The 13,225-nt window shown below is 41.5% G+C and carries 6 protein-coding genes; 5 read left to right on the plus strand and 1 reads right to left on the minus strand.

Annotation, left to right across the window (positions count from 1 at the left end; all coding sequences use genetic code 11):
* Positions 1-2 precede the first annotated feature (2 nt).
* Together GLIP_RS16640 and GLIP_RS16645 are read left to right on the plus strand one after the other, a co-directional pair.
* Positions 3-3,158, plus strand: a complete 3,156-nt coding sequence (locus GLIP_RS16640) for an efflux RND transporter permease subunit (RefSeq protein WP_008845842.1) — start codon at positions 3-5, stop codon at positions 3,156-3,158.
* A 208-nt stretch (positions 3,159-3,366) separates the two neighbouring features.
* Complete coding sequence (locus tag GLIP_RS16645) at positions 3,367-4,101, plus strand: DUF2982 domain-containing protein (RefSeq protein ID WP_008845843.1); 735 nt, start codon at positions 3,367-3,369, stop codon at positions 4,099-4,101.
* A gap of 10 nt (positions 4,102-4,111) precedes the next feature.
* On the opposite strand, the gene GLIP_RS16650 is transcribed toward GLIP_RS16645, so the two are convergent.
* On the minus strand, positions 4,112-7,222 hold the full coding sequence (locus tag GLIP_RS16650; RefSeq protein WP_008845844.1) for a hybrid sensor histidine kinase/response regulator: 3,111 nt from the start codon (positions 7,220-7,222) through the stop codon (positions 4,112-4,114).
* Between the two features lie 231 nt (positions 7,223-7,453).
* On the opposite strand from GLIP_RS16650, the gene GLIP_RS16655 reads away from it, so the two are divergent.
* The 3 genes from GLIP_RS16655 (at position 7,454) to GLIP_RS16665 (ending at position 13,211) form a co-directional block, all read left to right on the plus strand.
* A complete protein-coding gene (locus GLIP_RS16655; protein ID WP_008845845.1) occupies positions 7,454-8,575 on the plus strand; it encodes a PQQ-dependent sugar dehydrogenase in 1,122 nt (373 codons plus the stop codon).
* Between the two features lie 128 nt (positions 8,576-8,703).
* On the plus strand, positions 8,704-11,016 hold the full coding sequence (gene parC, locus GLIP_RS16660; RefSeq protein WP_008845846.1) for a DNA topoisomerase IV subunit A: 2,313 nt from the start codon (positions 8,704-8,706) through the stop codon (positions 11,014-11,016).
* 221 nt (positions 11,017-11,237) lie between these two features.
* Complete coding sequence (locus tag GLIP_RS16665) at positions 11,238-13,211, plus strand: RecQ family ATP-dependent DNA helicase (protein WP_008845847.1); 1,974 nt, start codon at positions 11,238-11,240, stop codon at positions 13,209-13,211.
* Positions 13,212-13,225 lie beyond the last annotated feature (14 nt).

A 13,225-nucleotide genomic window follows, 5' to 3' on the forward strand; every position in this document is an offset into this window, starting at 1 on the left:
TTATGCGAGAACATTCAACACCTAACCCGACAGCCCGCTGGTATACACAGTTTTTCAGTAACGGCCATCTATTGGCATTAACTATCGTGATTTTATTGGTTGCCGGTATTTCTGCGATCACATCGTTACCTCGTCTTGAAGATCCACGCATCGATACTCGAAATGTTTTGGTTATCACCTCCTATCCGGGCGCTTCAGCCGAGAGAGTAGAAGCGTTGGTGAGTGATGTGATTGAAGATGAATTACGCCAATTGTTTGAAATCAAAGAAATTAATTCTACTTCGCGAGCTGGAATTTCGGTCATCAGTATCGAGCTTCAAGCGTGGGTAGACAATAGTAATAACGAGCAAATATTTTCTAAAATCCGCGATAGTTTAGCCGATGCCAGCCAACTCTTTCCTGCAGGTGTCAGTGAGCCTACATTAGATGAAAAAAGAGGTGCGACTTCATTCACTTTGCTTGTCGCACTAGGTTCGCCTGAAGGGTACCAAACCCCCATGTCGATTTTGAGTCGCATGAGTGACGAAGTCGCAGATCGTCTGAGAAACGTGCCTGGTACTGAGCTAGTTCGAGTGTATGGTGAATTACAAGAAGAAATTGTAGTTGAAGTTGATCCGCATAAGTTATCGAGTGTCGGATTGAGTGTACCGCAAGTCAGTCAATTGATTGCGGCCGCCGATCCCAAGTTACCTGCTGGGGTGGTGCGTACTGGTAATCAAAATATTCGGATTCAGGTTGCTCAAGAACTAGTGAGTTTGGACGTAATTCGCAATATTCCTTTGTCTGTATCTACAGCAGGACAATTCTTGCGAGTACAAGATGTGGCTAAGGTCTACCGCGGATGGCAAAATCCGCCCTCTGACATTGCTTTGGTAAATGGACAGCAAAAGGTATTTGTTGCTGCGCGTATGCAACCTACCGTACGAGTAGATAAGTGGACAAACCAAAACAAGCAGGCGTTGGAGGATTTTAACTCCCTTTATCAAGGCAGTGTTTCAGCAGAGATTATTTTTGAACAAAATCAATACACTGAATCTAGACTGGTCGATTTAACCCAAAACTTGCTGATGGGTTGTTTAGTAGTCATGGCCGTGGTTTTCCTTTTTATGGGGTTCCGTTCCGCTTGGATTGTGGGAATTTCTCTGCCATTAAGTGCGGCTTTTACTCTTTTCTCCCTGAATTTCTTTGATGAGCAAATTCATCAAATGTCGATTTTTGGCATAATCATCGCGATTGGTCTGTTGATCGATAATGCTATTGTGATCACTGATGAAATTAGAGCTAATCTGTTAGATTCGCAAAACAGTCGTTACGATGCTTTGTTGAAAAGCATTCAACATTTATTTAGTCCGCTATTAGCTTCAACTCTCACCACCATTTTGGGCTTCATGCCGATCTTTTTATTACCCGGTAATATAGGAGACTTTATTGGCTCAATTGCGATCAGTGTGGTCATGGCATTGATTGGCTCGTTATTCATTTCGTTGACAGTCATTGCCGCATTAGCCGCGAGATATTTGCCACGTCCAACTTCAGCGCAACAAACGCAAGCTTGGTACCGTGGTGGTATTCAGTTTGAGGTACTTACGCAGTGGTATAAAAACACGATTACCAATGCCATTAAACGTCCTTTTTTATGGCTGGTGTTTACCATATCACTACCGATTTTAGGGTTCATTTTATCCAGCCAATTGGGAAATGTGTTTTTTCCAAGTGCGGATAGAGATCAATTTGAAATCCAAATGTGGTTACCTGAAGGGAGTTCATTGAATAAAACCGAGGCGATCGCCAAGGCAATGGATCTACATATTCGTGAAAATGCCGAGGTGGAGCAGGTAACGTGGTTAATAGGAGGCTCAACCCCTTCAGTTTATTACAATCAAGTAATGAAACGGGATAACTCAGCGCATTTTGCTCAAGCTGTTGTGACGACCGAGTCAGTATCATCTGCTGCCGCATTGATATCTAAATTGCAATTGAGCTTAGATACGGATTTTCCTCAAGCAAGAGTGGTAGTTAAAGCCTTTGGTCAAGGGCCGCCAATTGCCGCACCAATTGGCGTCGAGATTTACGGACCGGACCTTGCGAAAATAGAAGAATTAGGGCAGCAAGTTAGATTGGCAATGTCACAAATTCCTGGTGTTACGAATAGTTTAGCAACAATTACCCTTGGTGAACCTGAATTAATCTTAGATGTTACTCGTAATGTTTCTGCATTGGCAGGACTGTCATTAAATGAGATAGCAACACAACTGCAAGCGTCGCTGGATGGTCAAGTCGGTGGCTCTGTTTTGGAAGGAACCGAAGAAATCCCGATTCGTATTAGATTACCCGAATCACAACGCAACAATCTTGATAGTCTAAATGCCATTCCGCTGTTAAATACGACATTGAGTAATCAACAAACGTGGGTACCCGTTTCAGCGTTAGGAAAATTTGAATTAGTTTCTAGTATCGCCGGAATTACGCGAAAAAATGGTGAAAGAGTCAATATTATCGAAGGTTATCTGATGCCTAATGCAACTGCGGTGGATGCGAGTAAATTGCTTGAGGAAAAACTTGCTGAATCCGGATTCGAACTGCCAAAGGGATATCGCATCCATATGGCTGGTGATGCAGATGAACAGCAAGAGGCACTAGGTTTGTTAGGGGCTTATGCGCCGGTTTTATTGGTGTTGATGCTGACGACGTTAATTTTGACTTTCAGGAGTGTCAAACTGGCGACGTTGATTGGCACAGTGGCGATTTTATCCGTTGGTCTCGGTATGTTTAGTTTGTGGTTATCAGGACTACCCATTGGCTTTAATCCTTTGTTGGGAAGTGCCGGTTTAATTGGGGTAGCCATAAACGGATCGATAGTTGTGATCGCATCAATTAATGCCAACCACAACGCTAAATATGGCGATGTTGCTGAAATTGTCAAAGAAACTATGAGTTGTTCTCGACACATACTCTCCACTACCTTTACTACAGTGGGAGGCTTTATTCCGTTACTGGTATTTAGCGAAGGCAGTTTTTGGCCTCCTTTAGCAGTAGTCTTAGCTGGTGGCGTAGGTTTTTCAGTGATTTTATCATTGATATTTACGCCCATTGTCGCCGGTCGTTTGGCTATTAGCAGAGGTAAAAGCGGTTATTCTGAAACCGTACTTGCTGACTGATAGTTTGTATTTAGATGTAATTAAGCGAGATCGTTTATTTATAGCCGCTTTTAATTCGTCTAAACTTATCAAAGTGTCAGTAACAAATAGTAACGGCAGCAAGTAATGTCTAATATTTTTAAACGATTGTTTACTACTGAATGTGATTATTGTCAGCGCTTGAGGCTGATTGTTCTGTGGTGCGTCATCATGATGGTTGTATATTTTTATGTCTGGCAATGAGCAATTGAAAAACGAAGGTGTGGAAGTCAGGCCTGACTCCGACGCTGATGAAACCAGTATCAAAATAAAAGCATTAGCCAAACGTAATGGCTTAACTACTTTTATGATTGGACTTATTGCCTTTGCGGTTGCAGTTATTTTATTGGTTTTACTCCCACAATCATTGTATTTAATCGGTGTGTTCGCGCTGAGTGCATCTATCGTGACTATGCTAATTGGATGGTTTAAAGTGCGTGAACCTTTGCATAGTGTAGAACTCACTAAAACTCATATTTTATATCAGCATAGGCATGGGAAATGGTCTTTGGAATGGTCTAATGTGCAGCGCATAGATGTACCTAGAATCAGTCAAGGATTGGAGCAAATTGATCTTGGAATGGTTGGCATAAAAATTAAACATTATGCGCCGCTTTTGCGTTCAATTTCACCGCGTTTAGCTGCTAACTTACTATTAGAGCAGCGTCCTTTGTTATTGCAGAATAATCAGTGCACTACAGGCGGTTGTTACAGTGATACGCTAATTGAAAACGATACCTTCAAGACTCCAGAAGGAGAGATAATTAGAGGTATCCCGGCAATGTTAGGCAATCGAATGGGAAAGCTGCGAGCTGGCTTAGGTTACGATATTTTTATATCGGTGGGGGAATTAGACCGCACCAGTGATGAGTTTGTCGAATTATTACGAGCGTGCCATTCGAGTGTGAATGCCAATCAAGTATAACTAGTACGGCCTACACGAATGCTTCACTGCAAACGATCACGCTTTGGGCTTCTTCAATTAGGCTGGGAAGTCTGAGCTTTACAATGCTGTACTCGTCTAGTTTGATTGCGGTTTCCAATTCATCGCACAAGTCTAAAAGCATCGGCACGCCAGTGTAACAGCATGCGCCATGTAGTTTGTGCACAAGTGCTTTTAATGTGGGCTTGTCAGTCGTGTTCCAAGCCGTTTCAATCTGAGTAATTAATTCGGGCAGTTCTGCAACAAATGATGCAAGCATATCTTTTGCCGCTGCTTCATCTTGATTTGCTGTTTTTAAGGCCAATGCCCAGTTAATTGATTGGTTTTCTAAAGCAATATTGCGAGGTGTTTCGCACCAGCGTTTTATCAGCACAATAAGCTCCGCTAAGTTTATCGGTTTTGCCAAGAAATCATCCATTCCTGATGCTAACAACCTTTCTTGTTCCTCTTTTAGCGCATGGGCGGTTACAGCAATAATTGGCGTGCCCACGTTGAGTTGTGTTTGACGGATTAATCGTGATGCTTGGAGTCCATCCATTATCGGCATTTGCACGTCCATTAAGATAATATCGAACTCTTCCTGCTTACATAATTTAACAGCTTCTTCGCCACTGTAGGCTAAGGTAAGCGATAATTTGGACGGTTTTAGCCAGGTCGTTAACAAACGTAGATTCATTTCCATATCATCAACGGCTAACACTTTCACACTGTCTAATTCGAGCAAATCTTGTTGTACTTGATTATGTCGTGACTCTATTGGTGTTTGCGTTAGGCTGGCTAATTTGTTGAGGGTTAATGGTAGTCGTAGTTGGGTTGACTTTTCACTTTGAACTGAATCTTCGAACGTAATTCCTTCACCGGAATAAAGTAAAATTAGATTGGCTTCATTGACTTGAGCGAGATGTTTTAATATTTCACGATGTTTTTCTAAATAACTTTCTGGCAGACAAATAAATGCCGCATCGTGTTGTTTAATCATACTAATAAATGTCCGATAACTGTCCACTAATGTCACCGAAGCACCGACATTTTCTAACATCATTTTGGCTGACTCAGTCACTAGTTTATCGGTTTCTAAAAGCAAGACCTTTTTTTGTTTCCAACCTATATTGCGCGCGAAATTATCTGATACATTCAGCAGGTTAGTGGTGATAGTTACACTAAAACAACTACCACTACCTGGGTTGCTGGTTAAGGTAATACTTCCTCCCATTAAATGTACCAATTGTTGGCAAATAACTAACCCTAATCCGGTTCCTTGATAGGTTCGGCTAGTGGAGTCTTCAATTTGGGTAAAGGCGCTAAACAGCTTTTTGCGATCCTGTTGGCTGATACCAATCCCGGTATCTTCTATTTTAAAGTTAAGCTCAAACATATTGTGCTGGAGAGTTTTTCCGGACACGCTAAGACCAATGTGACCACTGGGTGTGAATTTTAAAGCATTCCCTAGTAGGTTCGTGAGGATCTGTTTTATGCGCTGCGCATCACCCACCAGTTTTTCCGGAATGGGGGATAAGTCATAGATAAACTCTAGTTTTTTGTTATGTGCAGATCTGGCCATCACACTAACCATTTCTTCTAATACATCATTGGGCGAAAATGGTTCGTTGTTAACCTGTAGTTTGCCAGCTTCAATTTTGGAAACATCAAGCACATCGTTGACGATATTCAACAAGGTATCAGCAGCGGAATTGATAATGCGCACGTGTTCTTGCTTGTCGATAGGTAATGGAGTGTGAATTAATTCTTTGCTAAATCCTAAAATGGCATTTAAGGGCGTTCGGATCTCATGACTCATATTAGCCAAAAATTGGGATTTTATAGTGCTCGCATTTATGGCGTCTTTTCTCGCGATATCCAAGCGCGCATTTTGCTCTTCAATAAACTCCATATTATTGCGCAAATCGTTGGTCGCTTGTTGAATTTCCCGTTCCAGTTGATTATGACGTTTATCCATCATCGCGATTGAAAACAGTCCTGCTTGAATAAACAGGCCAGCATGAAGACAGTATGTGGTAAACATATTTGTGGGTAATAACCCGGTTAGACTGGTCATACTCACGAGCGCGCACACTATTAGTACAAACCAGGCAATGATGAAATATCTAGCAGGCTTAAATTTGTTTATATAACTTTCAAAACCTGCAAACAAAAAGCTAGCGATAGCAAACAAAGTCACCAAGTACACAATGGCGTTTTGCCATGCCACAGGAAATAAACTTATCAGGGAGCAAAACCCCATGGTAATGAGTAGCCCAATATTAACTTTGATAATGGGTGCAATTTTATGAGCGGTGCGTTTTGCCTCTAAAAATAAATAAGTAAACGCACCTGAGGCAATGCCGACTAACACAAAAATAAGATCCATGTGACCGGTTAGCCATAATGTGATCCCATAAGGAATTAAAAATGTAGAGTGCCCTCCCCATACGAATTGCCACAATATAACCGAGACAATATAACCAATGAAAGCCAATAAACTGGTTTGCCTATTCATGAAGTAGAGGACCAGGTTATAAATGACTAAAATAAATAAGCCACCATAAAATAATCCCCAAATAAGGTTATCCCAAAATACCATTCGCATATATTTTGCGTATGGTTGAATGTCCAACGGTGCAATAACTTGAATGCTTTTTGATTCGATTCTAACGAATAAATCGACGGTAGTCGCTAAGGGCAGGTTAACTTTGAAAGAAGGAAAACGAGTAAACTGTTCGCTAGATAATTTACCTTGTTTAGCTGAAGCAATGAGATCATTACCATCAAATAAATAAAAATCTGCGCGTTCCATATGCGCAAAACCTATGTCAATCACCCATTCTTCTAAATCACTTATCCTATTTAGCTTGGTGTGAAGCCACAGACCACCGGACTGAATACCGTAGTTGGGGTTGGTGGTAGAGCGCCACATAAACTCACTTTCAAGTTCGCGCACTTCATCGATAGTGAGCTGAATATCGTTTTCAGATAGAATTTTGACTTTATCGGATAACCGCGTTGTTTCATCATTGTTAATTAACTGCAATGAAGTTTGGGCATAGGTTGATGATGTAATTAACCAAAGAAGTAAGCCCATTGCTAAGCATTTTTGCAGACACATGATAAATCAAGTTTTCCAAGTATTTGAAAAGTAGAAATATCATTAGACCCTGTGGCACTCAGTTTTTCAATTCAAAATTACCTAAAGCGACAATCAAGAAACAAATTTCAAGGTATTATTTTGTCAACAGGTTGATATTATCAAACGAAGCATTGGAAAATATGGACGAAAAACCCATAAAAAAGCGTATAGTAGGTGATTGTTAGTTTCCCCCGCATTGAAGGAATTGATATGAATAAAGTAACTGCTGGAATCGCACTGTTTAGTGCTGCTTTTTATTCAACTTGGGCGCTTAGCGTACCCCTAGAAAAGTTGACTTTACCAGATGGATTCAAAATTGAAGTGTATGCACAGGACGTAACAAATGCTCGTCAAATGGCGTTGGGTAAGACGGGCATTGTTTATGTTGGAAGTCGTGGAGAAGGAAAAGTGCATGCTGTAGTTGACACCAACAAAGATGGTGTCGGTGACAAAGTCGTTGTGGTGGCAGAAAATTTAAAAATGCCCACAGGCCTTGCTTATAAAGATGGCGACTTATATGTTGCAGCGGTTAGCCAAGTACTAAAATATAAGAATATTGATAAAGAATACGATAATGCGCCTGAACCTGAAGTGGTACTTGATGGGCTGCCAACGGAAACACACCATGGTTGGAAATACATAGATTTTGGTCCTGATGGTATGCTCTATGTGCCGGTTGGCGCACCGTGTAATATTTGCGAAACAGTAGGCGATGACAAATATGATGACCCTAGGTTTGCCAGCATTTTGAAATACGATTTAGCTAATGGCGATATGAAATGGGTAGCCAAAGGAGTTAGAAATACTGTGGGGTTTGATTGGCACCCAGATAGTAAAGAGTTGTGGTTTAGCGACAATGGCCGAGACTGGATGGGAGATGATATTCCACCTTGTGAAATCAATCGCGTTAGTGCCGAGGATCAACATTTTGGCTATCCGTATATTCATGGTGGTGATATAAAAGACCCTGAATTTGGAGCAGGTAAAAGTCCAGACGACTACGTTAAACCGGAAATCAAACTGGGGGCACATGTTGCGCCACTAGGTGTGCATTTTTATCAAGGTCAACAGTTCCCTAAAGAATACAGTAAATCATTGTTTGTAGCTGAACATGGTTCATGGAACAGAAGTAAGAAATCAGGTTATAGAGTCATGCGAGCCGACTTCGACGGCACTGAAGCAGGCGAGTACCATACATTCATTGAGGGGTTTTTGAATCCTGATGATACGGTTTGGGGAAGACCTGTCGCTTTGTTGACTATGCCTGATGGTAGTATGCTGATATCAGATGATTTCGCTAATGTGATTTATAAGGTAACCTATCAAAAGTAAATCGGTTTGCGAAACCATTGTTGAAGTAAAAGTGAACCCATTTGGGGTTTTAAAAAAAGAATAATAATAGCGATTTTGAATGGAGCTTTAATTCAAATTGCACTAAAAACGGCCTGCGCAATTATACTATGAGTGAAGATACAATTATCAATAAAGACGGTTCAGAGCAGCTCGCTCTTAGCCGTTTTACCGAAGAAGCTTACTTAAATTATTCAATGTACGTCATCATGGATCGTGCTTTACCGCATATCGGTGATGGCCTTAAGCCCGTGCAAAGACGCATTGTTTACGCAATGTCTGAGCTAGGTTTAAGCGCGTCGGCAAAATATAAAAAATCAGCTCGAACCGTCGGTGATGTGTTAGGTAAGTTTCACCCTCATGGTGACTCAGCCTGTTATGAGGCAATGGTCCTCATGGCTCAGCCGTTCTCCTATCGTTATCCCTTGGTAGATGGACAAGGAAACTGGGGAGCGCCAGATGATCCTAAATCATTTGCTGCTATGCGATACACAGAGTCACGGCTGTCTAAATTTAGTGAAGTATTACTGAGTGAACTTGGACAAGGTACTGTTGATTGGCAACCTAATTTCGACGGGACAATGGATGAGCCCAAAGTATTGCCTGCTCGCTTACCGCATATATTACTCAACGGCGTAACCGGAATTGCAGTGGGAATGGCCACTGATATTCCGCCACATAATGTACGAGAAGTGGCTAATGCATGTGCGTTGCTACTCGATAATAGTAAAGCCGAGTTGCGCGATATTATGGCGCACATTCAAGGGCCAGATTATCCAACAGAAGCAGAAATAATTACGCCTTCTGAAGATATTGCCAAATTGTACGAAACGGGCCGTGGCTCAATTAAAATGCGTGCAGTTTATCATGATGAAAGTGGCGATGTGGTTATTACCGCGCTTCCTCATCAGGCATCAGGTGGGAAAATTCTTGAACAAATAGCGGCGCAAATGCAAGCTAAAAAACTACCAATGGTTAGCGATTTACGCGATGAATCAGACCATGAAAATCCCACCCGCTTAGTCATTACACCTCGTTCAAATAGAGTTGATGTTGAACAGTTAATGCAACACTTGTTTGCTACTACAGATCTGGAAAAAAACTATCGCGTTAATATCAACATGATAGGTTTGGATGGCCGTCCAAAGGTGAAGGATCTTCGTACCATTTTAAATGAGTGGTTGGTATTCAGAAAAGATACCGTAGTTCGCCGACTTCAGTATCGTCTCGATAAAGTACTGGCACGATTACATATTTTAGAAGGTTTATTGATAGCCTTTTTAAATATTGATGAAGTTATTCGCATTATTCGATATGAAGACGAACCTAAGCAACAGTTAATCAAGACGTTTAATCTGTCAGACAAACAAGCTGAAGCGATTTTAGAGTTAAAGCTACGTCACCTAGCCAAACTAGAAGAATTTAAGATAAAGTCAGAACAAGAAGAACTGGCTAAAGAGCGTGATGAATTGCAATTGTTGTTGGGCTCAGATCGTCGCTTAAAAACGCTCATTAAAAAAGAAATTCTCGCCGATGCAGAAAAATATGGTGATGATCGCCGTTCACCTCTGATACAACGAGAAGAAGCAAAAGCACTATCAGATAAAGAGTTAGTTCCTTCAGAAGCCGTAACGGTTGTATTGTCTGAAAAGGGCTGGGCACGTTGTGCGAAAGGCCATGATGTAGACGTAGAAGGATTAAGTTATAAAGCTGGTGATGTATATCTTGCCAGTGCAAAAGGGCGCAGTAATCAACAAGCTGTGTTTTTAGATAGCTCGGGGCGAACCTTTGCCTGTGATGCTCATACGTTGCCTTCGGCACGCAGCCAAGGAGAACCTCTTACCGGTAAATTTAGTATTGTCGGGGGGGAAACATTCCAACACGTCATAATGGGTTCAGATGATCAGCAGTATTTGATTTCATCGGATGCGGGCTATGGCTTTGTGGGTAAATTTGCCGATATGGTAAGTAAAAACAAAGCAGGGAAGGCCTATATTTCTTTGCCGTTAGGCGGAAAAGTGATTAAACCTCAAGCTGTTTCCAATATTGAAACTGACTGGTGTATGGCTATCTCGAATGAAGGTCGCATGTTGATGTTCCCTCTTCGAGACCTGCCTAGTTTGGGTAAAGGAAAGGGTAATAAAATTATCAATATTCCGTCCGCTAAATCGAAATCCAGAGAAGAATATGTCACCGTGCTCACTGTTGTTCCAGATGGCGCAAGTGTGAAGATTATCGCTGGTAAACGTGGCATGCTGCTTACGGCTAACGATTTAGTGCATTACCAAGGTGAAAGAGGACGCAGAGGTAATAAACTTCCGCGCGGCTTACAAAGAGTTGATGGGGTAGAAGTGGAATTAAGTAACAAACCCGTTGACACTGGAGCTGCCTCTGACGAACAAAACTCTGACAGCAACGAGTAAGTAAAATAGAACTTCAGTACCTCAAAAGCAGACCCAAGTGGTTTGATTTTGAGGCTTATTTTATTGCACGTTTTTTCGGTCAATAAAATTAATTAGGTACAGTTTGTCGGCCGAAAATTGCTTATTCCGCATAGTAAACCTACGATCAACTTCCTAACACAAGCAGAGCAGGCCGTATTGAGTCAATCAACATGAAGGCATGCATTTAAACAGGAAGTCGGATGTTGAAACAACACTTAGAAACTTCATTGAAGCAGCATTTCGGTTTTGAGGAATTCAAAACCGGACAATTGCCAGTGATTGAAGCAGTGTTAAATCAACAGTCTTGTTTAGCTATATTCCCTACTGGCTCAGGTAAATCCTTATGTTACCAATTTAGCGCATTACATCTTCCCCATTTAACGCTGGTGGTGTCACCTTTACTTGCGCTAATGCAAGACCAACTGGAGTTTCTACTGGCTCGGGATATTCCTGCCGCTAAAATTGATTCAACGCTTAGTTATGAGCAAAACCAACAAGTCATGAAAGATGTGCGAAGTGACGCGCTAAAAATCCTGATGGTGTCGGTTGAACGTTTTAAAAATGAACGTTTTAGGCAGTTCATTGAGTCGGTTAATGTGTCATTGTTGGTCGTTGACGAAGCCCATTGTATTTCTGAATGGGGACACAATTTCAGACCAGATTATTTAAAGTTACCAGACTACCAAAAAGCGTTAAATATTCCCCAAGCGCTTTTGCTTACCGCGACGGCAACGCCGAACGTGAAGCACGATATGGCCGCTAAGTTCGCAATCAAAACCCAACATATTATTCAGACTGGCTTTTATCGGCCGAATTTGAATCTGGTTGTTGAATATGCACCTCAAGAGCAGAAAAACGCGTTGCTGGTGGCACATCTAGCACGATTAAAAGGTGCAGGTATCGTGTATGTAACTTTACAAAAAGAAGCTCAAGAGTTAGCTGACTATTTGCAGTTACAAGGCTATAACGCCGTGCCGTATCATGCAGGATTATCTGATCAACATCGTCAATCGACTCAGCAACAGTTTATGTCTGATCAGGTCCAAATTGTAGTTGCAACCATTGCGTTTGGGATGGGAGTTGATAAATCAAATATTCGCTTTGTGATCCACTATGAATTGCCAAAATCCATCGAAGCATATAGTCAGGAAATCGGTCGAGCAGGACGAGATGGGTTAACATCAGAGTGTATTACCTTGGCTAATCTTTCTAATCTAACTCGTCTTGAAAACTTTGTGTATGCTGATACGCCCGAGCGAAGTGCAATTCAAAAAGTACTAAAGGACATTGCACAAAACTGTGAACAAAATACACATCCTGAACCGCGATGGGAAACGCAACTAATTCCTTTATCGAATGAAACCAATGTACGCCAGCTACCACTAAAAACTTTGCTAGTGCAATTAGAACTACGTCAAATAATCACGCCACTGTTCGGCTATTTTTCAGAAATCCGTTTTCGCTTTCTTATCGATAGAGCGGAGATATTGGCGCACTTTGAAGGTGAAAGAAAACAGTTTTTGGACGCTATATTTACGGCCAGCCCTGTGAAAAAAATATGGGCAACTCTTGATCAACATGCATTGAGTTTGAATTATCCTCATCAGCGCCATCGATTAGTCAGTGCATTGGATTATTTGCATAGTCAGCAGTGGATTGAGTTACAAAGTCAGCGGCATACAGATGTTTTCTCTGTAGACTTGGATAGAGTTTCTGAGCAGGTATTGACAGAATCATTTTATGACTATTTTAAGAGCAGAGAAAAGTCGGAGATAAAACGAATCGCAGATCTACTGGCGTTTTTCCAAGATAAGCGGTGCTTAAGTCAATCTCTGGCTCATTATTTTGATGACAATAGTTTGCATGAAGTGTGCGGGCATTGCAGCGTGTGTGTTTCTGGCAGTATCGAATTACCGGAGGTGATAGATTCTTCAGCACCCAGTGAGGAGCAACTTGCAAGCGCATTTCAAACGCTGTCGACAATCTGCGAAACTAAATTGTCTGAATCTATATCGATAGAATTATTTACACGCTTTTTGGCAGGTTTAACAGGGCCATACTTGACCAAAGTAAAGGCCAAAACCTTAAAAGGTTTTGGCCTTTGTCAAACCATGCGATATCAACACGTATTAGCATTGGCTGAACGAACGATTGCGGCGCAATCTAAACCCTAAAGCGTTCAGGCTCA

Origin of the sequence: Aliiglaciecola lipolytica E3 (genome assembly GCF_000314975.1) — a bacterium.
In the GTDB taxonomy this organism is placed as follows: Bacteria; Pseudomonadota; Gammaproteobacteria; order Enterobacterales; family Alteromonadaceae; genus Aliiglaciecola; species Aliiglaciecola lipolytica.

Bases quoted from the DNA above. Each gene is read 5' to 3' on its own strand.
- GLIP_RS16640 (WP_008845842.1), top strand. From the start codon at position 3: ATGCGAGAACATTCAACACCTAACCCGACAGCCCGCTGGTATACACAG.
- GLIP_RS16645 (WP_008845843.1), top strand. From the start codon at position 3,367: ATGTCTGGCAATGAGCAATTGAAAAACGAAGGTGTGGAAGTCAGGCCT.
- GLIP_RS16650 (WP_008845844.1), bottom strand. From the start codon at position 7,222: ATGTGTCTGCAAAAATGCTTAGCAATGGGCTTACTTCTTTGGTTAATT.
- GLIP_RS16655 (WP_008845845.1), top strand. From the start codon at position 7,454: ATGAATAAAGTAACTGCTGGAATCGCACTGTTTAGTGCTGCTTTTTAT.
- parC (WP_008845846.1), top strand. From the start codon at position 8,704: ATGAGTGAAGATACAATTATCAATAAAGACGGTTCAGAGCAGCTCGCT.
- GLIP_RS16665 (WP_008845847.1), top strand. From the start codon at position 11,238: ATGTTGAAACAACACTTAGAAACTTCATTGAAGCAGCATTTCGGTTTT.